This window comes from Sphingomonas sp. JUb134, from assembly GCF_004341505.2.
GTDB lineage: Bacteria > Pseudomonadota > Alphaproteobacteria > Sphingomonadales > Sphingomonadaceae > Sphingomonas.
Genome location: NZ_SLYP02000001.1, coordinates 2,498,176 through 2,518,249, shown reverse-complemented (window position 1 = coordinate 2,518,249; position 20,074 = coordinate 2,498,176). Strand labels below are relative to the sequence as shown.

The following is a 20,074-nucleotide window of genomic DNA, read 5'->3' as shown; positions in this document are numbered from 1 at the left end:
GCAGGTTCGTACGACCTCTATTGCAAGTCAATATCAATAAGACGCATCAATCCGGCAGTTCGTCGTTCGCCTCCAGAACCGTGCCCGCCAGGTAGAGCGAGCCCAGCACCAGCACCACCGGCGGCTCCCCTGCGTCCGCCCGCCCGGCCACCATCCGTAGCGCCGTCGGAACCTCGCCGGCGACCGCGGTGCTCGTGATGCCCAGGCGGTGCGCCGTCTCGACCAGCTCGGCCGGGCTGTGATCCGCGTGCCCAGGCACCGGCACTGCCGTCAGGCTCGCGATGAAGGGGGCGAAGGGCGCCAGCAGCCCCTCGACGTCCTTGTTGGCGAGCATCCCCAGCACCAGGTGGACCGGGCGCCCGTGCGCCACCCGCTCGATGGTGTCCGCCACCGCATCGGCCGCCGCCGGGTTGTGCCCACCGTCCAGCCACAGCTCGGACCCGGAGGGCAGCAGCGCGAGCAGCGGACCCTGCGCCAGGCGCTGCATCCGCGCGGGCCAGCGCGCCTCCCGTGCCGCTGCGGCAAAGGCGGCGTCCGGAACGGCGATCCGCGTCTGGTGGCGCAGCGTGGCGATCGCGAGCGCCAGGTTCGCCGGCTGGTGCGGCCCGGCGAGCGCGGGGAGCGGCGTCACCAGCGTCCCCTTCGCGTCGCGGTAGCACAGCTCGCCGCTCTCGACCCGGAATGACCAGTCGCTGCCGCGGGGGAAGAGCGGCGCACCGGCTGCGCCCGCCACCGCTGCAACCGCCTCTGCCACGGTCGGCGGATAGGCCATGGTGATCAGCGGCACGCCGGGCTTCGCGATGCCAGCCTTCTCCCGCGCGATCGCCTCGGCGGTGTCGCCCAGGAACGCCTGGTGATCGATGCCCAGCTGCGCGATGGCCGTGGCGGCGGGGGCCGGGATCACGTTGGTTGCATCCAGCCGCCCGCCAAGCCCGACCTCGATGATGCAGGCGTCCGCGCGCGTGCGGGTGAAGGCGAGGAAGGCGACCGCCGTCGTCACCTCGAAGAAGCTCGCACCGATGTCCGCGCCCGCTTCCAGCACCTCCGCCAGCAGCGCTGCCAGCTCCGCGTCCCCGATCAGGCGGCCGGCGACCCGGATGCGCTCGTTGAAGCGCACGAGATGCGGGCTGGTATAGACGTGGACGGTCTTGCCCGCTGCCTCCAGCGCCGCGCGCAGGAAGGCGCAGGTCGATCCCTTGCCGTTGGTGCCGGCGACATGGATCACCGGCGGCAGTGCCCGTTGCGGATCGCCCAGCCGCGCGAGCAGCCGCGTGATCCGGTCGAGCCCCAGCACGTCGGCCCCCGGGCCGAGTGCCATCAGGCGGTCGAGCTGGAACTGTACGGCGGGGTCGGCGGAACGGGCATGGTCGGGCATGGCAGCGCCCTTAGCGCCGCTTGGCGCCGCCGTCGCGGGGGAAGTGGCGCCGGCTCGTGTCGGAGAGCCGGCGCCCGCGGATCACGCCGCCTGCTTGTTGCCCACGCACAGGAAATCGATCAGCTCGGCCAGCGTGCTGCGCAGTTCCTTGCGGTGCGTGACCATGTCGATCAGGCCATGGTCGCGGTAGTACTCCGACGTCTGGAAATCGTCCGGCAGCTTCTCGCGGATCGTGCTCTCGATCACGCGGCGGCCGGTGAAGGCCAGCGTCGCCTTGGGCTCGGCGATCTGCACGTCGCCCAGCATCGCATAGGCGGCCATTACCCCGCCCGAGGTCGGGTCGGTGAGCACGACGATGTACGGGAGCCCCGCATCATGCAGCATCTCGATCGCCACGGTGGTGCGCGGCATCTGCATCAGGCTCAGGATGCCCTCCTGCATGCGCGCGCCGCCGGAGGCGGTGAAGACGATGAACGGGCAGTTCTGCTCGATCGCCTTTTCCACGCCGGCGATGAACGCCTCGCCCACGGCCTGGCCCATCGATCCGCCCATGAAGCCGAAGTTCTGCACGCCCACCACGGCCTTGTGGCCGTCGATCGTGCCCAGCGCGTTGATCCAGGCATCGCTGTCCCCAGTGCTGGCGCGCGCGGCCTTCAGCCGATCGGCATAGCGCTTGGAATCGCGGAACTTGAGCGGGTCCTCCGGCACGGTCGGGCTCGGCAGCGTCTCGCAGCTGCCCTCGTCAAACAGATAGGCGAAGCGCTCCTTGGGGCCGATGCGTTCGTGATGGTCGCACATCGGGCAGACATATTGGTTCTCCTCCAATTCCTTGGTGAAGACCATCTGACCGCAGCCCTTGCACTTGTGCCACAGATTGTCGGGCGTCTGGCGCGGGGCGACGAAGGGGAGCGCGTTGCGAACGCGGGTAATCCAGCTCATGCAAGTTCCTTCCGGGCGCTCGCCAGCGCGGCGGCGAGCGACTGAATATAGGTGCGCACCGGCTCCGCCGCAGCGGTGCCGTGTACGCCGACGATCTCCACGATCGCCGATCCGACCACCACGCCGTCGGCCACGCCGCCGATCGCGGCAGCCTGTTCGGGCGTGCGGACGCCGAAGCCCACCGCGATCGGCAGGTCGGTCGATTGCTTCAGCCGCGCCACCGCCTCGTCGATCGAGGCCTGGGCCGCCTGCTGCTTGCCGGTGATCCCGGCGACGGACACGTAGTAGAGGAAGCCATCGGCGCCATCGAGCACCGCCGGCAGTCGCGCCACGTCGGTGGTGGGGGTGGCGAGCCGGATCGGCGCGATGCCGCGCGCGCGCAGCGCGACGCCCAGGCTGTCGTCCTCTTCCGGCGGGATGTCGACGCAGATCACGCCGTCCACGCCCGCATCCGCTGCCGCCTCCGCGAACCAGTCGGCACCGCGGCGGACCATCGGGTTGGCATAGCCCATCAGCACCAGCGGCACGTCGGCGTGCCGGCTGCGGAACTCGCGGACGATCGTCAGGATGTCTGCGGTGGTGGTGCCCGCGTCCAGGCTGCGGATGTTGGCCAGCTGGATCGCCGGCCCGTCCGCCATCGGATCGGTGAACGGCATGCCGAGCTCGATCACGTCGGCGCCGCCCGCGACCAGCGCATCCAGGATCGCACCCGTGGCCTCTGGGTTCGGATCGCCGGCGGTCACGAAGGTGACCAGCGCCGCGCGCCCCTGCTCACGGCAGCGCGCGAAAGTGTCGGCGATGCGGCTCATATCGCGACCCCAAGGGCGGCTGCGACCGTGAAGATGTCCTTGTCACCGCGCCCGCACAGGTTGGCGAGGATGATCTGATCTTCCCGCATTTCCCGTGCCTTGCGCGACACTGCTGCGATCGCATGCGAAGGTTCGAGCGCGGGGATGATGCCCTCGCTCCGGCACAGCAGCTGGAAGGCGTCGAGCGCTTCCACGTCCGTCACCGCCTCATACTTCACGCGGCCGATCTCGTGCAGCCAGCTGTGCTCCGGCCCGATGCCCGGATAATCGAGTCCGGCCGAGATCGAGTGCGCCTCGGCGATCTGGCCGTCCTCGTCCTGCAGCAGGTACGTCTTGTTGCCGTGGAGGATGCCCGGCGCGCCGCCGGCAAGGCTGGCCGCATGCTGCTTGTCCAGGCCATGGCCGGCGGCCTCGATGCCGAGCATCGCCACGTCGGCGTCGTCCAGGAACGGGTGGAACAGCCCGATCGCGTTCGATCCGCCACCGATCGCCGCCACCAGCAGGTCGGGCAGGCGGTTGATGCGCGACAGCATCTGCGCGCGCGCCTCGCGCCCGATCACCGACTGGAAATCGCGCACCAGCTCCGGATAGGGATGCGGGCCGGCCGCGGTGCCGATGATGTAGAAGGTGTCGTGGACGTTCGCGACCCAGTCGCGCAGCGCCTCGTTCATCGCGTCCTTCAGCGTCGCCGCGCCGCTCGCCACCGGGCGGACTTCCGCCCCCAGCAGCTTCATGCGGAACACGTTCGGCTGCTGCCGCTCGACGTCCTTGGCACCCATGAAGATCGTGCAGGGCAGGCCGAAGCGCGCGCACACGGTCGCGGTCGCCACGCCGTGCTGGCCCGCGCCCGTCTCTGCGATGATCCGCGTCTTGCCCATCCGCATCGCCAGCAGAATCTGGCCGATGCAGTTGTTGATCTTGTGCGCGCCCGTGTGATTGAGCTCGTCGCGCTTGAACCACACCTGCGCGCCCATGCCCGGTGCCGCGCTCTCGCGCAGCGTCTCGGTGAGCCGCTCGGCATAGTAGAGCGGGCTCGGTCGCCCGACATAATGTTCGAGCAGGTCGTCGAACTGGGCCTGGAACGCCGGATCGGCCTTGGCCGCGCGATATTCGCGCTCCAGGTCCAGGATCAGCGGCATCAGCGTCTCGGCGACATAGCGGCCGCCGAACTGGCCGAAATGGCCGCGCTCGTCGGGCTGGGCGCGGAAGGTGTTGGGCGCGTTCATGGCCCCGGCTTTAGCAGCGGCGGGGACGCCCTCAACCCCTTTCCGCGCGCATACCACCCTCAGACGCGGGTGACGGCCCCCAGGAAGGCGCCGATCCGCGCCGGATCCTTGACCCCAGGCGCCTCCTCGACCCCGGACGAGACGTCGACCAGCGGTGCGCCGGTACGCGCGATCGCCTCGGCCACGTTCGCCGGATCGAGCCCGCCCGACAATGCCCAGGGCAGCGGGTGCCGGAACCCGTCGAGCAGCGTCCAGTCGAAGCGTAGCCCCATGCCCCCCGGCAGTGCCGCGCCCGGCGGCGTCTTCGCATCATAGAGGATGCGATCCGCCGCCCCGGCATAGCTGCGCGCGGCATCCAGATCGGCGCGGGTCTTCACCGCCACCGCCGCCCAGGTGTCCCGGCGCAGGCGGCTGCGGATCGCCGCCACCCGTTCGGGCGCGGTCTTGTGCAGCTGGATCGAGTCGAGCCGCCCTGCCGCCACCGCTGCGTCGAGCAACGCGTCGTCGGGATCGACGAACACGCCCACGCGCCGCACCTGTGCGGGCACCCGCGCGGCCAGCCCCGCGGCCAGGTCCAGCCCGACGTTGCGAGGGGAGGGCGCGAAGAACACGAACCCGACATGGCTCGCCCCGCCAGCCACCGCCGCGTCGAGCGTGGCGGGCGTCGAGAGGCCGCAGATCTTGGCGGAAACTGACATGGCAGCCCGATAGAACAGCCGGACGGCAGGCGCGAGGGGAAAGCACATGCGCTCGCCCTTCCGCATCTCAGGCGGCAGGCGCCGGGACAACCGAGGCTCAGCGCTGGGTCGAATGCTCCTTGGGACCCGCCGCCGGGGCTCGCCGGGCGTGCTTGTCGGGGGCACGGCAGATCCGCCGCACCGGCTGACAGGCGATGCCGATGTTGGAGCATTGCTGCCGCCCCGCGACGGTCGTGCAGGCACGGCACTGCTGCTGCACCTCGACACAGCTTTGCGGGCTCGCAAGGAGCGCCAGGGCGACTGCCAACATCGTGCGAGGCTGCGCCTCGACCGTCCGGTTGTCAATCAGGCGGGAATCGCCCCGCCGCCGCGATGGTGCTCGCCCGGGAGGGGAAAGCTTACAGCGTCGCGCCGATCGCGCGTGCCGCCTCGTCCGGATCTTCCGCCTGGGTAATCGGCCGCCCGATCACCAGGATCGAGGCGCCGGAGTCGAGCGCCGCGCGCGGGGTGACCACCCGCTTCTGGTCGCCGACCTTGCCCTGCGCCGGACGCACGCCCGGCACCACGAAAAAGCCGTCGCGCCATGCGGCACGCGCTGCGCGCACCTCCTCGCCCGAACAGACGATGCCGTCGACACCCGCGGACTTGGCGAGTTCCGCCAGCCGCACGACCTGTTCGTGCGGGTCCGGGGACAGGCCGATCGAGCGCAGGTCGTCGCTGTCCAAGCTGGTGAGCATCGTCACCGCCACCACCTTGGTACCCGTCGGCGCTGCCGCCTTGGCATCCTCCAGCATCGCCCGGCCGCCTGCGGCATGGACGGTCAGGATCGCGGGCTTGATCGGCCCCAGCGCCTGGATCGCCTTGGCGACCGTGTTCGGGATGTCGTGGAACTTCAGGTCCAGGAAGATCGGCAGGCCGATGTCCGCCATCTCGCGGACACCCTGGCGGCCGTTCGCCATGAAGAATTCCAGCCCCAGCTTGATGCCGCCGACATGGCGTTGGACGCGCTTTGCCAGCGCCTTGGCACGTTCGAGATCGGGAGTATCGAGAGCGACGTAGATCGGAGAGGTCATGAACGGTCCTGGGTAATCGTGCCCGGGGTGCCCGGCGTGATCGGGTGCTCGCCCAGCGCGTTGTCGGTCACCGGCGCGTCCACGGCATGGACCGGGGTCACGGCCGGGGCAGGGGCCGGCACCACGCGCGCGGTAGGCAGGTCGCCCGGCGCCAGCGTGGCCGGCGGCGTCGCCTGCGCGGCACGCAGGTCCGCCAGCGCCCGCTCCGTCGCGGCGATCCGCTGCCGTGCCCGCCACCGCACCGTCACCAGCGACAGATAGGCCGGTACAAAGCCCAGCAGGAAGGTGACGATCAGCAGCAGCGGCAGGTTCACGTCCGCCACGACGCTGCCCCACAGGCGAACGGGTACCATCGTCATGTTGTTGAGGCTGAAGGCCACCACGACCCCGACGAGCAGCGCCCAGAACAGGGTTTTCAGGAATTGCATGGCCGTGCCCCTATGGTTTGCGGTCGCCGCCTGCTTAGGCGGGGAGCGCCGCGCGGGCAAGGAGGGTCGGGAGCGGGCGCTTCAGGCGCGGTCCACCACCGCCCAGATCGGCAGGTGATCGGATGCGGTCCGTGCCGCCGCCGTGTCGTGGACGCCGGCGTCCACGATCTTGAGTTCGGGCGAGGCCATGATCCGGTCGAGCTTGCCCACCGGCCGGCGGGCGTGAAAGCTCGGCCCCGTCGCGGCGAACCGGTGGTGCCGCGCAAAGTCGCGCAGGCAGCCCGACGCTGCGCTCCATTCGTTGAGATCGCCCATCAGCACCGTCGGCATCGCGCGCGCTGCGCTGTCGCAATGGCTCAGGATCGCCGCGGCCTGCTTGCGTCGCCACAGGCCAGACAGGTCCAGGTGCATGCCGACCGCGCGCAGCAGCATGCCGCCGATGCGGAGGTCGGCCGACACCGCGCCGCGCGGCTCCAGCGCGGGCAGCTCGATCCGCTCGCAATCCAGCACCTGCGCCGACTTGCGGATCAGCAGCGCATTGCCGTGCCAGCCCATGCTCTGCGCGCGTGCCGCCAAGGGGACGGCACGCCAGTCGGTATGCTCCTCCAGCATATGCTCGGGGATCACGCCCATGCGCTGGCCGAAGCGGCGATCGCATTCCTGCAGGGCGATCACGTCGGCGTCGATCTCGCGCAGCACCTCCAGCGTGCGCTCCGGCCGGCGGCGCCGATCGGTGCCCAGGGCCTTGCGCATGTTGTAGCTGGCGATCTTGATCATCCGGGATGCCTGTTGGGGAAAGCGCTGAAGAGATGGGGAAACAAGTGCGGCGGCGCCGAACTGGTTCCGCGTGCGAAAGGATTCAGGCGGCTTGGCCGCTTATCCGCGCGGCAGGGTGATGGTGGCGAGCAGGCCGCCCCCGTCGCGATTGGCGAGCGCGATCGCGCCACCGGCATCGCCGACGATCGCCTGCGCGAGCGCCAGGCCCAGGCCGATGCCGCCGGTCTCGCGGTTGCGCGACGTTTCCAGGCGGGTGAACGGCTGGAACACCCGCGCGATCTGGTCCGGCGGGATGCCGGGGCCGCGGTCGGCCACCTCGATGCGCACGCGCGCCGGATCGGCGACCAGCCGCACCTCAGCGCCGCCCGCATATTTCACCGCATTCTCGATCAGGTTGCGGATCGCGCGCCGCATCAGCGTCGGCCGCAGGCGCAGCCGCTGGCGCTCCGCCTCCTCGAACGAAACTTCGGCACCCAAATCGCGGAAGTCCTCGACCACCGCGTCTACCAGCGCCGCCAGGTCCACCTGCGTCTCGGGTTCGCTCGGACGGCCCAGGCGCGCGAGCGACAGGATGTCCTCCAGCGTGCGGTTCATCTCGTCGATGGTCTCCGCCATGCGCGCGCGGTCGGCGTCATCCTCGACCGATTCGATGCGGACGCGGAGCGCCGCGAGCGGCGTGCGCAGGTCGTGCCCGATCGCACCCAGCATCCGGTCCTTTTCCTCCAGCATCCCGCTCACGCGCACGCTCATGCCGTTGAACGCGGCGATCACCGCGCGCACGTCGCCCGGCCCGGATTCCTCGACCGTGTTGGCGGCCGATCCCGGGCGATAGTCATGCGCCGCCTGCGCCAGCGCGCGCAGCGGCTTGGAGATGCGGCGCCCGATCCACAGCACCGGCAGCAGGACGAAGCCATAGAGGATCAGCGTCTGCGCCACGAGCTGCCACACCAGCCCCTGCTGGGTGTTCGGCCAGGGCGTCTCCAGCACCAGCCAGCCGTGACCCGGAATTTCGGCCGCCACTTTCAGCGTGGCGCCGAAACGCCGAAGACGCTCGGCGTGGACCCGGTCCATCCGGCGCACGACGGGGCTGTCCGGATCGACCAGCCGGATCTCCGTCTCGATGCGGCCGACCTGGAGCCCAGCGTCGGCAAAGGCGCTGCGAACCGCCGCCTCGAACTCGCCGTCGCTGGGTTCCTGGTGGGTCAGCGGGTTGTCCGGCACCAGTCGCACGGCGCGCGGGCGGTCCCGATCGGGTCCGCGCGGATCCACCGGCCGGCCGCCGCGCAGGCGCTCCGCCGCGTCCACCATGCGGGTCACGGCGGGCACCGTCACCTGGGCGAAGCGCACGGCGCGCCGCTCGCGCAGCAGCATGCCGAAGTTGATCGCCTGCGCGACGAACAGCGCGATCGCGACCAGCAGCGCAATCTGGCCGGAGAGGCTGCGAGGCCACAGCCGGTTCAAAGCCGGGTGACCTCGCTGGCCAGCGTATAGCCGCCGCCCCAGACCGTCTTGATGATCTCGGGGTTCTTGGGGTCGGTCTCGATCTTCTTGCGCAGGCGGCTGATCTGGTTGTCGATGGCGCGATCGAACGCCGCCGCCTCGCGCCCCTGGGTCAGGTCGAGCAGCTGGTCACGGGTCAGCACCTGGCGCGGCCGCGTCACCAGCGCGTGGAGCAGGTTGTATTCGCCCGTCGACAGGGGCACCGACACGCCCTCGCGGTCGACCAGGCTGCGCTCTCCGCTCTTCAACACCCAGCCGGCAAAGGCGAAGGAGCCGCTTTCCGGCGCATGCTGGCGCACGCCACCGGCGGCCAGGCGCCGCAGCACCACCTTGATCCGTGCCGCCAGCTCGCGCGGCGAGAACGGCTTCACCACATAATCGTCGGCGCCCATCTCCAGCCCGACGATGCGGTCGGTCTCCTCGGCGCGCGCGGTCAGCAGGATCACCGGGGTGTCGCTGGTCTCGCGGATATGGCGGCACAGCGACAGCCCGTCCTCGCCCGGCATCATGATGTCGAGCACGACGAGGTCGATCGCGTACGCCGCCATGCGCGCACGTGCGCCCTCGGCGTCGCCGGCTTGCGTCACGCGAAAGCCCTGCTTGCTCAGATACTGGGCAAGCGGCTCCCGGATCGAGCGTTCGTCGTCGACCAGCAGCAGGTGGGGAATATCGGCCATGGAAAGGGGACCTATCACACTCCCGCGCCAGCGACAGCCGGGCGGAAAGCGCCGGGCGGTGTGGCACCGCCCGGCGGGGAATGTCAGTCGTTTGCGCTTTCGGCGGGTGCCGGCGGGGCGTGACGGCCCGAGCGCGCCTTCATCCGCTCGCGCAGCGCGTTCTGCTCGGCGGCGTCGATACGGCCGTCGCGGTTGGCGTCCATCCGCTCGAAGCGCGTGGTTGCCGCGGCGCGGAACTCCTCGCGGCTGATCGCGCCATCCTTGTTGGCGTCGACGCGCGCCAGCATCCGCTCGCCCATGCCGCCGCGCCGGTGCATGCCCGGTGCAGGCTTGCCGGCCGGGGCCTTGCCATCGGCCGGGGCATTTCCGCCGCCACGACGATGCGGCGGGCGCATCTCGGTCGCGTCGACCTTGCCGTCCTTGTTCTGGTCCATGCGCGCGAACTGGACGTCGGCGGCTGCCAGCGCCTCCTCGCGGGTGAGGACGCCATCCTTGTTGGCGTCGATCATGGCCATCGGGCCGGCGCGGCGCGGCGCCGGGGTGTCCTGCTGGCCCGCCTGGGCGACGCCGGTCAGCATGGTGGCGGCCAGCGCTGCCGCAACTACGAACTTCTTCATCGCAAAAGCCTCTGCATTGCTTGCCGGGGCAGGGTGCCGCGGCGATGGCTCGTTATCTGGGCCCGGCCTGTCGCACCGGTATGTCGCGCGACCGGAAAACTGTCGCAAATTGTCTCGGCACTCAGTCCCGCTTCGCGGTCTGGCCGAACAGGTTGCGGCGCGCTTCCTCCGTCATCTCGCCGCTGCTCGCGTTCACCGTCTCGCCGAGCGCGTAGGCGCGTCCGGTCGCAGGCCGCGTGCGGATCGCCTCGAACCAGCGCTGGACGTTGGGGAAGTCGGTCAGGTCCTGGCCCTGCGCTTCATGCGGCACGATCCAGGGATAGGCGGCCATGTCCGCGATCGAATAGTCGCCCGCGATGAACGCGCGCCCTTCCAGCCGCCGGTCAAGGACGCCGTACAAGCGGTTGGTTTCCTTGAGGTAGCGCTCGATCGCATAGGGGATCTTCTCTGGCGCATAGCGATTGAAATGATGGTTCTGCCCCAGCATCGGGCCGAGCCCGCCCATCTGCCACATCAGCCATTGCGTCTGCTCGACGCGGGTGCGCAGGTCCGGCCCCAGGAAGCGTCCGGTCTTCTCGGCCAGGTAAAGCAGGATCGCCCCGGATTCGAAGATGCTGATCGGTTCGCCGCCGTCCGCCGGTTCGTCGTCGACGATCGCCGGCATGCGGTTGTTGGGCGCGATCTTCAGGAAGTCGGGCGCGAACTGCTCGCCCTTGCCGATGTTCACCGGATGGATGGTGTAGGGGAGGCCGGTCTCCTCCAGGAACAGCGTGATCTTGTGGCCGTTCGGGGTCGGCCAATAGTGGAGATGGATCATCGGCAGGGCTCCTTGTTTCGGTGCGGAGACATGGGCGGGCGGGCTGGCACGCGCAAGGCGAGGGAACGCGCACAGGCCGTGCGCGTATGGTTCCCAGGCGCGGCGGTGACGGTCGCGCGCGGCAAGGGGAGAGCGCGATGGCGAACGGCAGCCCGGCAGCAGGGGCGCAGCGCTCCTCCTTGCGGTCCTGGCCCGGAGGGCGCGCATGACCACCCACGACACCTCGCAGATGCTGGGGACCCGCCCGGCCGACGACCTCGATGGCGCCGCGCTTGCTGAGTGGATGGCGCAGGCGGTCGACGGGTTCGAAGGGCCGCTCGCCTATGTCCGCTTCGCCGGAGGGCGCCGCAACCGCACCTATCGCATCGACACGCCCGAGCGCGCTTATGTGCTCCGGCGCCGCCCGTCAGAGCCGCAGGGAACCGCGATCCATCCGCTCGAACGCGAGTTCGGCTTGCTCCAGGCGCTGCAGCCGACCGGCTTCCCTGCGCCGCGTCCACTGGCGCTCTGCACCGACGCCGAAGTGATCGGCGAGCCCTTCTACGTGATGCAACTTGTGGAGGGCCGCACCCCCTGGGACGAGACCATGCCCGGCATGACGCCCGCCCATCGCCGGGAACATTATGATGCTTGGATCGACGCGCTCGCGGCGCTCCATGCGATCGACCCGGCGCCGCTCGCCTTGGACGCGATCGGCTTCACCGAATGTCGGCTCGACCGCAAGCTCGGCCATTGGACCGCCAAGCCGCACGCCCGCGCGACGCCCAAGCTCGCCCGGCTTGCCGACTGGCTTCCGGCCGCGCTTCCGGATCGTGCGCCGCCCGCGATCGTCCACGGCGACTTCCGTCTCCAGAACCTCCTTTTCTCGCAGGAGGGCGTTCGCGTGGCGGCTGTGCTCGACTGGGACCAGGCCGGCGTCGGCGACCCGCGCATCGACCTTGCCTATGTGCTCGCGCGCTGGGTGAGCGGCACGGAACTCCACCCCGGCTTGGACGAACTCGCCGGCGCCGAAAGCGGCATCCCGTCGGCAGACGAGATGGTGGCGCGCTATTGTCAGGCGAGCGGCCGCCAAGCTGGCACGGCCCTCGACTGGCACCTCGCCTACACGCTCTTCCGCCTCGCGCTTCTGGAGCAGGAACAGGCCCCCGGCCATAGCGCGACCCTCGCGGCCACCGCCTGGACCTACGCTCAGCGCGCCGGCGCATAGTCCCGACCTGCATCCCACTCCGGCAAAGGCTGCGGCCCAGCTGGCAAGGCGGCAGTGATGTCGGCCGCTTCCCCCCGTGCTCCTGCGAAGGCAGGAGCCCAGGGTTCCAAGCACCGCAAGTCGTTGGTCTGCTTGGCCCTGGATTCCTGCCTTCGCAGAAATACGGCGGATCCACGAACCAGCACATCCTCGCGCGGGCCCCCGCCGGCCGGCCTCACCCCCGCTTGCGGATCAGCCCCTCCTGCGCGACGCTCGCCACCAGCCGACCATCACGCGTGAAGATCCGCCCGCGGTTGAACCCGCGCCCGTTCCCCGCCCACGGGCTGTCCGTCGTGTAGAGCAGCCAGTCGTCGAACCGGAACGGCTCGTGCAGCCACAACGCATGGTCCAGGCTCGCCGTCTGCATGCGCGGGTCGCCCAGCCGCACCGAATGCGGCATCATCGACGTGCCGAGCAGCAGCATGTCGCTGGCATAGGCGAGCACCGCCCGGTGCAGCGCCGGGTCGTCGGGCAGGGGAGCGACCGTGCGGAACCAGCTGTGCTGCACCGGCGGCCGCGGTTCGGAGCGCAGCCAGTCGCCCGGCGCCACCGGCCGCATCTCGATCGGGCGCGGCTGGGCAAGGAACTTGCGCACCGGGTCCGACAGCTCGCCTGCCATTTCCGCCTGCACCTGCGCTTCGGATCCCAACGCCTCGGGCGGCGGCACGTCCGGCATCGCGTCCTGGTGGTGCAGCCCTTCCTCCTGGTGCTGGAAGGAGGCGGCGAGCACCAGGATCGGCTGCCCGCGCTGCAACGCCATCACCCGCCGCGTGGCGAAGCTCCGCCCGTCGAAGTCGCGGGTCACGCGGAAGATGATCGGATGCTCGGCATCGCCTGCACGCATGAAATAGGCGTGGAGCGAGTGGGCGATCTTGTCGTCGACGGACTGCTGCGCCGCCTGAAGCGCCTGGCCGATCACCTGGCCGCCGAACACGCGCCCGCGCCCGCCGGGCAGCCGCGCGCCCCGGTACAGGTCCGTGTCCAGTTCCTCCAGGTCGAGCAGCGCGGTCAGCGTCTCGACCAGTCGTTCCGGGGTGTACGTCATGGGAATAGTCGTTCCTTCGATCCGATCGTACCAATAGGCACATGCTTTACGTATTCGGCAAGCACTTATCCGTCGCGCTTGACGGCGCCGGCTGCCGGGTCTTGAAGCCGCGCCGTGTCCACGCACCAACCGATCGAACCGCCGCCGGGCTCGGCCCTGCCCGCCTGCACCCTCGCGGAGGCGACGGCGCGGCTCACCGCACCCGGCGCGCGGTACGAGATGGAGACGGTGACGATCCGCGGCGTGCCGACCCGCACCTGGAAGCACGCGCCGCGCAGCCTCGCCGCGCTCGCCCAGGCGTCCCGCGCCCATGGCGATCGCCTGTTCCTGGTCCACAAGGACGAACGCGTCACCTTCGAGGCGAGCTATCGCGCGGTCGCCACGCTCGCCGCAGCCCTCTCCGCGCGCGGCATCGTCAAGGGCGACCGGGTTGCGATCGCGATGCGCAACCGCCCGCAATGGCCGATCGCGCTGATGGCGATCGCGAGCCTGGGTGCCATCGCCGTGCCGCTCAACGCCTGGTGGACCGGCGGCGAACTCGCCTTCGCGCTCGCCGACACCGGCGCCCGCCTGCTGATCGCCGACGCGCGCCGCCACGAACGGCTGCTCGACCACTATGCGAAGTTGCCGGCGCTGGAGGCGGTGCTCGTCTCCGGCTGGCGCGAGCCTCTGGGCGGTGACGCCGAGCTCCTGGAGGCGCTGATCGGCAGCCCGAATGATTGGGCGTGCCTTCCCGAGACTGCGTTCCCCGAAGCGGAGGTCGCGCCCGACGATCCCGTCACCATCTTCTATACCAGCGGCACCACCGGGGGTCCCAAGGGTGCGGTCGGCACCCACCGCAACCTGATGAGCAACATCCTCTCCTCCGCCTTCGTCTCCGCCCGCACGCTGCTGCGGCGCGGGGCGCCGCTGCCGGAGCGCTTGCCGGCGCAGACGGTGCTGCTGCCGATCCCGCTGTTCCACGTCACCGCGTGCAGTGCCTTCCTGATGATCGCGCTGGCGACCGGCGGCACGATCGTGCTGATGCGCAGATGGGACCCTGCCGCCGCCATGGCGCTGATCGAGCGGGAGCGGATCGAGGCGATCGGCGGCGTTCCCGCCATCGCCTGGCAGCTGCTCGAGCACCCCGATCGCCCCGCGCACGATCTCTCCTCGCTCGTCCGCATCGCCTATGGCGGCGCGCCGGCCGCGCCCGAACTCGCCCGCCGCATCCACTCGGAATTCGGCGCAATGCCCAGCAACGGCTGGGGCATGACCGAGACCATGGCCACCGTCGCCAGCAATGCGGCGGAGGACTATCTCGCCCGCCCGACCAGCTGCGGCCCGCCGGTCGCGACCGCCGACCTCAAGATCCTCTGCCCTGAAACCGGCGAGCCGCTTCCGCACGGCCAAGTCGGCGAACTCTGGGCACGCGGGCCGATGGTGGTGCGGGGCTATTGGAACCGGCCGCAGGAAACCGCCGCCAGCTTCGTCGATGGCTGGGTCCGCACCGGGGATCTCGCCCGCCTGGACGCGGACGGCTTCTGCCACATCGTCGATCGCCTGAAGGACGTGGTGATCCGCGGCGGCGAGAACATCTACGCGGCCGAGGTGGAGGACGTGCTCTACGCGCACCCGGCGGTCACCGACTGCGCCCTGATCGGCATCCCCCACCGCACGCTCGGCGAACAGCCGGCCGCCGTCGTCCATCTCGCGCCGGGTACGCAGGCCGACGAGGCCGAGCTGCAAGCCTGGGTCGGCGCGCGCCTCGCGGCCTTCAAGGTGCCGGTCGCGATCCGCTTCGTCGAGGCGACGCTGCCCCGCAACCCCAACGGCAAGATCCTGAAGCAAACGCTCCGGGAGATGTTCGCCCCCGGCTCCTGACACCACCGTGCTCCTGCGCAGGCAGGAGCCCAGGGTCAGGAATGCGGTTGTCCGCGACCCGAGGTTCCCGCCTCCGCGGGAGCACCGCAGCTTGGAAGCACCTCAATCTTCGATCTCGTACCCCGGCGAAGGCCGGGGCCCAGTCGGGATGGCCTCGGCAGCTAAGGAGCAACGACCCCGCCCGGTTCGGGCGTGCCTACGCCCGGCTAGACCGCGCCAGCGACACCAGCACCCAAAACCCTAGCAGCGTCAGCACCGCCGTCAGCGCCGCAAGCGCATGCCATCCGCCATGCTCCCAGAACCAGCCGCCCAGCGTCCCCGTTACGCTCGACCCGACATAGTAGAACAGCAGGTACAGCGACGCCGCATGCCCCTTCGCGCCCTGCGCTACCCGCCCGACCCAGCCGCTCGCCACCGAATGGCCGATGAAGAAGCCGATCGTCAGCAGCGTGATGCCGGCCACGATCCACACCAGGCTCGCCGACAGGGTGAGCGCGATCCCGGCGAGCAGCAGCGCCAGCCCCACGCCCAGCGTGCGCGCCCGGCCATGCCGGTCGGCGAGCCGCCCCGCGCTGGAGGAGGCGACCATGCCCAGCGCATAGGTCAGGAAGATCATGCTGCTCGCCGTCTGCCCCAGGTGATAGGGTGCTGCTGCCAGCCGGAACCCGGCATAGTTGAACAGCGCCACGAACACGCTCATCAGCAGGAAGGCGAGGGTGAACAGCCGCATCAGCCGGGGGTCGCGCAGATGCGCCCGCCACGTCCGAAGGTGAAAGCGAAGGTCGAAGCCCCGCACCACCGCGAAGTTGCGCGACGCCGGCAGCAGCAGCACGAAACCCACCGCCGCCGCCAGGTCGAGTGCCCCCAACAGCCCCATCGCCCCGCGCCAGCTGGTCAGGTCGGTCGCCAGGCCCATGCCGACGCGCCCCGCCATGCCGCCGAACGCCGTGCCCGCGACGTAGAGGCCCATGGCACGCCCCAGGTGGGCCGGCTCGATCTCCTCGGCCAGATAGGCCATCGCCACCGCCGGCACGCCACCCAGCACGAGCCCTACCAGCGCACGCGCCGCGAGCAGCAGGGAGAAGCTCGGCGTCAGCGCCGCGGCAAGGTTGAGCACGGCTGCGCCTGCCATCGACACGAACATCAGCCCACGCCGCGGCACCATCTGCGAAAAGGCGCCCGCGACGAAGATCGCCAGCGCCAGCAAGCCGGTGGTCAGCGACAGCGCCAGCGATGCAATCCCCGGCGCCACGCCGAAGTCGCGCGCGAACTCCGGCAGCAGCGGCTGCACGCAGTAGATCAGCGAAAAGGTGGCGAACCCGGCCAGGAACAGCGCCAGGCTGATGCGGCGGTAGGCGCGCGTCCCATATGCCGTCCATTGCGGCTGGCGGGGCGGGTCGGTGTCGGGCGCTTCCAGAAGAACGGTATCGGTCACGCCCGCCATGTGGGCAGGCCCGGCCCCTCTGTCCAACCCGCGCTGCGGATCAGCCGACCTCAGCCCGCATAGGGATCGTAGCTGCCAAACGTCCAGGCGTTCCCCTCGGGATCGCGGGCGCTGTAGCTGCGGCCCCCATAGGGCTGGTCCTCGGGCGGCAGGAAGACCTCGGCGCCCGCTGCCGCCGCCGTCGCGGCATGGCCGTCCACATCGTCCACCACCAGGTAGAGCGACTGGGTCACGCAGCCCGCCTCGGCAGCCGTGCGCATGCGCGCCGCCTGTGCAAAGGGCGTGTCGATTGCAGACGACACCAGGATCATCTGCCCCGCCCAAACCAGCTCGGCATGGTCCACTCGGGAGGTGTCCGCGTCGCTGTAGACGGCATGGCGCACGAAGCCAAAGGCCGCGCACAGGAAGTCGATCGCATGCGGCGCATCGGCATAGCGCAGCACCGGGATCAAGGCAGGACGCACCGTCATCGCGACTCTCCTCGAAAGCGGGCGCAGGCCCGTCTCGGACGCGATGCTACGCCTCTGCCGGCCTGCTACGCCAGCGTCTCGTCGTCGCGATATTTGATCTGGAGGTAGCGGTTGCGCGTCGCCAGGCTGTCCAGGTCGCCCTGCGCCAGCTGCCGGCTCATGTCGGCGATCTCCTCGTCGATCAGCTTCAGCCCCTCGACCAGCTGGTCGTCCGGGGTGCGGCCGTTGCGCTCCACCCGGCGCAGCGGCTCGGGCACGCGCTGGTAGCCGCGCACCAGCTCGGGCAGCTGTTCGCCGACCAGCTTGCGCACCTCGGCCGCCGCGGGCTCGCGCTCGTCGAGCGCGCCCAGCTGCTGGCTGAGCGTATCGAGCCGCACGCCGATTGAGTCGGTGAGCGTACGTGCCGGCGCGGGCAGGGCGGGGCGCTGCGTCTCGAGCCAGCGCTCGGTCTGCTGCGGCAGCGCCTTCAGCGGCGCCGTCGCGAACGTCTCGGGCGTGGCCGCCTTCACCACCGGGAAGATCGCGAACAGCGCGGTGGCGGCGATCAGCAGCGCCATCACCAGCATCGCCCCGCCGATCCCCAGCGGTACGAACCAGCCGACTACCAGCGCCCCGATCAGGATCGCGAGGTCGGCCGCGGCGATGCGGCCCAGCCGCCGCAGCACCTCGGCCTCGCGCCTGCGCTTCACGCGCTGCGCACCGCCGCGATAACGGTCGCGCGATCGCTCCAGCACTTCGGTCGATCGGGCAATCTGGTGGTCGACTTCGCTCTGCATAGGGGTTCCTTACAGCGCCTCGAGCTTGAAGGTCTCGCCGCCGCCACCCGCGTTCTGCGCGGCACCTTCCGCCCGGGCGATATAGCCCTTCGACCGCTCGACTTCGTTCGACAGCGTGTTGACCGTCGTCTTCATGCTGTCGAGCGCCTTCAGCTTGAACACGTCGATCGCGTCCATCGTGTCGTAGATGTTCTGGAACGCGCGCTGCAGCGTCTCGACCGGGATGGTGGAGGCCGCCGCCTGCTCGTGGATCTGCGCGGTCTGCGACTTGAGCAGCTTGCCCGTCGAATCGATGATGTTCGCGGTCGTGGTGTTGAGCGCGGTGATCTGTTCGAGCACCAGCTTCTGGTTGGTGAGCGCCTGCGCCACCGTCACCGCCGTGCGCAGCGCGCCGACCGTGGTGGTGGAGGCGCGATCGACGCCCTTCACCAGCTCGACATTGTTCTTCTTGACCAGGTCCAGCGCCAGATAGCCCTGCACCGTCACCGCCATCTGGGTGAGCAAATCCTGGGTACGCTGGCGGACATAGAACAGCGCGGTCTCGCGGATCGCCTTGGCCTTGGCGGGATCGCTATGGTCCAGGTCGTTGGCCCGGTCCTCCAGCTTGCGATCCATCTCCTTGGAGAGATAGATCATCTGCTCCAGCCGGCCCATCGCCGCCCACAGGTTCTGCCGCTCCACGTCGATCGCGGCATTGTCCATCAGCAGCTCGTCCTTGCCGGACTGCAGGCTCTTGAGGATCTGCGCGATGTGGGTCTGCGAGCTCTTATAGCTGTCGAAATAGTCGCGCATCTTGTTGCCGAACGGCAGGATGCCGAACAGCTTCTTGGGCGCCAGCAGGTTGCCCTGCTTGCCGGGATCGAGGTCCTCGATCGTGCGGCGCAGCTGGGCGAGGTCGGCACCGACGCCGTTCTCGCGGTCCATCGCCTTCACCGGCCGGTCCAGGAAGCGGTTCGACTGGCCCGCCGCCTCGCGGATCTCGCGCGCGCCCATGTTGGTGATCGCGTCCACCCGCTTGCCGAACTCGGGCGAGTTCACGTCCTGTGCGATCAGGTCCTCGATGAAGCTGTCGACGCGGGTCTCCAGCTCCGACTTCTTCTTGTCGTCCACCGGCACCAGCCCGGCAGCCTTGGCAGGCGTCACGGCGGGCACGGGATCCGGCGCTTCGAGTTTCAGCTCCTGTTCCGCCACCTGCGTCGCCATATCGTCTCCTGTGCTTGGTCCCTTGAGGATAGTTGCTTGCCGCGGCCGTGCAAGTGTATCAGGCAAATAACACGCGTCGCAGGGGGGTACATTGCTGGAGTTGCTGATCGGGGCCGCGCTTGTGCTTGGCCAAGTGGAGGTTCCGCCGCCTGCCGTCGACCCGCTGACTGCGGAAATCGAGACCGGCGATGCCGACCGCTTCGCGGCGTTGCTCGCGCGCACGGAGGGCCCGCTGACGGCCGAGCAGATCCAGCGCGACTATCTGGACGGCGCCAGCGAAGGCGTGCGGGTGTTCACCCCCGGTCGCATCCGCGATGCCGCCCATCTGGCGCGCACCGTCGCCGCCAAGCGCGGCCTCTATACCGAAGCGGTTCGGGAATGCCTGCCGGTCGTCAAGGCCACAACGCCGGAGCTTCGCGCCACCTATCTCGCGCTGAGTGCCCTGTTTCCGGACCGCCCACTTCCCCGCATCTACCTGGTGGTGGGGGCCGACAATTCCGGCGGAACCGCAGCGCCGGACATGCAGGTGCTCGGACTGGAGACGCTGTGCAGGATCTCCGGCAGTCCCGAGGCACTGCGCGCCGTGCTCCGGCAATTCTATGCGCACGAGACCGTCCACGCGTTGCAGCGGGACGGCGACGAGCCGTCGCCTGGCGGACCGCTGCTACGCGCCGTGCTGGCCGAGGGCGCGGCCGACTTCATCGCCGCGCTGGCGACCGGAACCGAGATGGACCCCAAGCGCGCGGCCTGGGGCAGCGCCCGCGAGGCCGCGCTCTGGCAGATGCTCAAGGCCGACCTGGCGACCACCGCCGACACCAAGGGCGATCCGGCGCGCGGCTCGCCCGCGGAGGTCGCGATGCATCGCTGGGTCGGGAACTACGGCAGCGCGCCCGAGGGCTGGCCTGGCGAGGCCGGATATTGGATGGGGCAACGGATCTGGGAGCGCTGGTATGCACGCCAGCCCGACAAGCGCCGCGCGCTGGAAGAGATGTTGACGATTTCCGATCCGCTGGCCGTGCTCGACGGCGGCCGCTTCGTCGAATGACCTTTCCGCGGCGCAGGAAATAAGCTAAGGGCCGCGCCGAAACCGC

General features: G+C 70.0%; 21 protein-coding genes. 3 read left to right on the top strand and 18 right to left on the bottom strand.

The genetic code is table 11. The features are described from left to right. Positions 1 to 46 precede the first annotated feature (46 nt). From EDF69_RS11635 to EDF69_RS11575, 13 genes are all read right to left on the bottom strand, one after another. Positions 47 to 1,375 (bottom strand): bifunctional folylpolyglutamate synthase/dihydrofolate synthase, encoded by a 1,329-nt coding sequence (locus EDF69_RS11635; RefSeq protein ID WP_132881946.1) that lies wholly within the window; start codon positions 1,373 to 1,375, stop codon positions 47 to 49. 81 nt (positions 1,376 to 1,456) lie between these two features. Beyond that, positions 1,457 to 2,314: an acetyl-CoA carboxylase, carboxyltransferase subunit beta gene (accD, locus tag EDF69_RS11630; protein ID WP_132881947.1), complete on the bottom strand. Its 858-nt coding sequence runs from the start codon at positions 2,312 to 2,314 to the stop codon at positions 1,457 to 1,459. Next, on the bottom strand, positions 2,311 to 3,123 hold the full coding sequence (gene trpA / locus EDF69_RS11625) for a tryptophan synthase subunit alpha (protein WP_132881948.1): 813 nt from the start codon (positions 3,121 to 3,123) through the stop codon (positions 2,311 to 2,313). The genes accD and trpA overlap by 4 nt, the downstream gene beginning before the upstream one ends. Then, positions 3,120 to 4,349 (bottom strand): tryptophan synthase subunit beta, encoded by a 1,230-nt coding sequence (gene trpB / locus EDF69_RS11620; protein ID WP_132881949.1) that lies wholly within the window; start codon positions 4,347 to 4,349, stop codon positions 3,120 to 3,122. The genes trpA and trpB overlap by 4 nt, the downstream gene beginning before the upstream one ends. Positions 4,350 to 4,408: 59 nt before the next feature. Beyond that, entirely contained in the window at positions 4,409 to 5,047 is a 639-nt protein-coding gene (locus EDF69_RS11615; protein WP_132881950.1) for a phosphoribosylanthranilate isomerase, read from the bottom strand. 97 nt (positions 5,048 to 5,144) lie between these two features. After that, the gene (locus EDF69_RS11610; protein WP_132881951.1) at positions 5,145 to 5,357 is read right to left on the bottom strand and encodes a hypothetical protein; all 213 of its coding nucleotides are present in this window, start codon (positions 5,355 to 5,357) and stop codon (positions 5,145 to 5,147) included. 88 nt (positions 5,358 to 5,445) lie between these two features. Then, complete coding sequence (pyrF, locus tag EDF69_RS11605) at positions 5,446 to 6,120, bottom strand: orotidine-5'-phosphate decarboxylase (protein ID WP_132881952.1); 675 nt, start codon at positions 6,118 to 6,120, stop codon at positions 5,446 to 5,448. Further along, positions 6,117 to 6,548 carry a LapA family protein gene (locus tag EDF69_RS11600; RefSeq protein WP_132881953.1) on the bottom strand — a complete coding sequence of 144 codons (432 nt, stop codon included), beginning with the start codon at positions 6,546 to 6,548 and terminating at the stop codon, positions 6,117 to 6,119. Before EDF69_RS11600 ends, pyrF begins: the two co-directional genes overlap by 4 nt. Positions 6,549 to 6,629: 81 nt before the next feature. Beyond that, the gene (locus EDF69_RS11595; RefSeq protein ID WP_132881954.1) at positions 6,630 to 7,325 is read right to left on the bottom strand and encodes an endonuclease/exonuclease/phosphatase family protein; all 696 of its coding nucleotides are present in this window, start codon (positions 7,323 to 7,325) and stop codon (positions 6,630 to 6,632) included. 99 nt (positions 7,326 to 7,424) lie between these two features. Next, complete coding sequence (locus EDF69_RS11590) at positions 7,425 to 8,786, bottom strand: sensor histidine kinase (RefSeq protein WP_239555450.1); 1,362 nt, start codon at positions 8,784 to 8,786, stop codon at positions 7,425 to 7,427. Then, positions 8,783 to 9,502 (bottom strand): response regulator, encoded by a 720-nt coding sequence (locus tag EDF69_RS11585; RefSeq protein ID WP_132881955.1) that lies wholly within the window; start codon positions 9,500 to 9,502, stop codon positions 8,783 to 8,785. The genes EDF69_RS11590 and EDF69_RS11585 overlap by 4 nt, the downstream gene beginning before the upstream one ends. 83 nt (positions 9,503 to 9,585) lie before the next feature. Continuing rightward, on the bottom strand, positions 9,586 to 10,119 hold the full coding sequence (locus EDF69_RS11580) for an EF-hand domain-containing protein (RefSeq protein WP_132881956.1): 534 nt from the start codon (positions 10,117 to 10,119) through the stop codon (positions 9,586 to 9,588). A 121-nt stretch (positions 10,120 to 10,240) separates the two neighbouring features. Beyond that, positions 10,241 to 10,936: a glutathione S-transferase N-terminal domain-containing protein gene (locus EDF69_RS11575; protein WP_132881957.1), complete on the bottom strand. Its 696-nt coding sequence runs from the start codon at positions 10,934 to 10,936 to the stop codon at positions 10,241 to 10,243. A gap of 205 nt (positions 10,937 to 11,141) precedes the next feature. Between EDF69_RS11575 and EDF69_RS11570 the strand changes: the two genes are divergently transcribed. Beyond that, positions 11,142 to 12,143, top strand: a complete 1,002-nt coding sequence (locus EDF69_RS11570) for a phosphotransferase family protein (protein ID WP_132881958.1) — start codon at positions 11,142 to 11,144, stop codon at positions 12,141 to 12,143. 214 nt (positions 12,144 to 12,357) lie between these two features. Here EDF69_RS11570 and EDF69_RS11565 read toward each other — a convergent pair whose 3' ends face one another. Next, a complete protein-coding gene (locus tag EDF69_RS11565) occupies positions 12,358 to 13,227 on the bottom strand; it encodes an acyl-CoA thioesterase (protein ID WP_132881959.1) in 870 nt (289 codons plus the stop codon). A 114-nt stretch (positions 13,228 to 13,341) separates the two neighbouring features. On the opposite strand from EDF69_RS11565, the gene EDF69_RS11560 reads away from it, so the two are divergent. Continuing rightward, entirely contained in the window at positions 13,342 to 15,090 is a 1,749-nt protein-coding gene (locus EDF69_RS11560; protein WP_339538360.1) for a class I adenylate-forming enzyme family protein, read from the top strand. Positions 15,091 to 15,286: 196 nt separating this feature from the next. Here EDF69_RS11560 and EDF69_RS11555 read toward each other — a convergent pair whose 3' ends face one another. The 4 genes from EDF69_RS11555 to EDF69_RS11540 form a co-directional block, all read right to left on the bottom strand. Then, positions 15,287 to 16,525: an MFS transporter gene (locus tag EDF69_RS11555; protein ID WP_339538358.1), complete on the bottom strand. Its 1,239-nt coding sequence runs from the start codon at positions 16,523 to 16,525 to the stop codon at positions 15,287 to 15,289. A gap of 59 nt (positions 16,526 to 16,584) precedes the next feature. Beyond that, positions 16,585 to 17,004 carry a VOC family protein gene (locus EDF69_RS11550; RefSeq protein ID WP_132881961.1) on the bottom strand — a complete coding sequence of 140 codons (420 nt, stop codon included), beginning with the start codon at positions 17,002 to 17,004 and terminating at the stop codon, positions 16,585 to 16,587. 65 nt (positions 17,005 to 17,069) lie between these two features. After that, on the bottom strand, positions 17,070 to 17,780 hold the full coding sequence (locus EDF69_RS11545) for a hypothetical protein (RefSeq protein WP_132881962.1): 711 nt from the start codon (positions 17,778 to 17,780) through the stop codon (positions 17,070 to 17,072). A 9-nt stretch (positions 17,781 to 17,789) separates the two neighbouring features. Continuing rightward, a complete protein-coding gene (locus EDF69_RS11540; protein ID WP_132881963.1) occupies positions 17,790 to 18,983 on the bottom strand; it encodes a toxic anion resistance protein in 1,194 nt (397 codons plus the stop codon). A 91-nt stretch (positions 18,984 to 19,074) separates the two neighbouring features. Here EDF69_RS11540 and EDF69_RS11535 point away from each other — a divergent pair, with 91 nt between their 5' ends. Continuing rightward, complete coding sequence (locus EDF69_RS11535) at positions 19,075 to 20,028, top strand: hypothetical protein (RefSeq protein ID WP_132881964.1); 954 nt, start codon at positions 19,075 to 19,077, stop codon at positions 20,026 to 20,028. The last annotated feature ends 46 nt before the right edge of the window (positions 20,029 to 20,074 follow it).

What these genes read in the sequence shown, in the direction of transcription:
- EDF69_RS11635 (WP_132881946.1), bottom strand. Translation starts at nt 1,375, where the DNA reads ATGCCCGACCATGCCCGTTCCGCCGACCCCGCCGTACAGTTCCAGCTC.
- accD (WP_132881947.1), bottom strand. Translation starts at nt 2,314, where the DNA reads ATGAGCTGGATTACCCGCGTTCGCAACGCGCTCCCCTTCGTCGCCCCG.
- trpA (WP_132881948.1), bottom strand. Translation starts at nt 3,123, where the DNA reads ATGAGCCGCATCGCCGACACTTTCGCGCGCTGCCGTGAGCAGGGGCGC.
- trpB (WP_132881949.1), bottom strand. Translation starts at nt 4,349, where the DNA reads ATGAACGCGCCCAACACCTTCCGCGCCCAGCCCGACGAGCGCGGCCAT.
- EDF69_RS11615 (WP_132881950.1), bottom strand. Translation starts at nt 5,047, where the DNA reads ATGTCAGTTTCCGCCAAGATCTGCGGCCTCTCGACGCCCGCCACGCTC.
- EDF69_RS11610 (WP_132881951.1), bottom strand. Translation starts at nt 5,357, where the DNA reads ATGTTGGCAGTCGCCCTGGCGCTCCTTGCGAGCCCGCAAAGCTGTGTC.
- pyrF (WP_132881952.1), bottom strand. Translation starts at nt 6,120, where the DNA reads ATGACCTCTCCGATCTACGTCGCTCTCGATACTCCCGATCTCGAACGT.
- EDF69_RS11600 (WP_132881953.1), bottom strand. Translation starts at nt 6,548, where the DNA reads ATGCAATTCCTGAAAACCCTGTTCTGGGCGCTGCTCGTCGGGGTCGTG.
- EDF69_RS11595 (WP_132881954.1), bottom strand. Translation starts at nt 7,325, where the DNA reads ATGATCAAGATCGCCAGCTACAACATGCGCAAGGCCCTGGGCACCGAT.
- EDF69_RS11585 (WP_132881955.1), bottom strand. Translation starts at nt 9,502, where the DNA reads ATGGCCGATATTCCCCACCTGCTGCTGGTCGACGACGAACGCTCGATC.
- EDF69_RS11580 (WP_132881956.1), bottom strand. Translation starts at nt 10,119, where the DNA reads ATGAAGAAGTTCGTAGTTGCGGCAGCGCTGGCCGCCACCATGCTGACC.
- EDF69_RS11575 (WP_132881957.1), bottom strand. Translation starts at nt 10,936, where the DNA reads ATGATCCATCTCCACTATTGGCCGACCCCGAACGGCCACAAGATCACG.
- EDF69_RS11570 (WP_132881958.1), top strand. Translation starts at nt 11,142, where the DNA reads ATGACCACCCACGACACCTCGCAGATGCTGGGGACCCGCCCGGCCGAC.
- EDF69_RS11565 (WP_132881959.1), bottom strand. Translation starts at nt 13,227, where the DNA reads ATGACGTACACCCCGGAACGACTGGTCGAGACGCTGACCGCGCTGCTC.
- EDF69_RS11550 (WP_132881961.1), bottom strand. Translation starts at nt 17,004, where the DNA reads ATGACGGTGCGTCCTGCCTTGATCCCGGTGCTGCGCTATGCCGATGCG.
- EDF69_RS11545 (WP_132881962.1), bottom strand. Translation starts at nt 17,780, where the DNA reads ATGCAGAGCGAAGTCGACCACCAGATTGCCCGATCGACCGAAGTGCTG.
- EDF69_RS11540 (WP_132881963.1), bottom strand. Translation starts at nt 18,983, where the DNA reads ATGGCGACGCAGGTGGCGGAACAGGAGCTGAAACTCGAAGCGCCGGAT.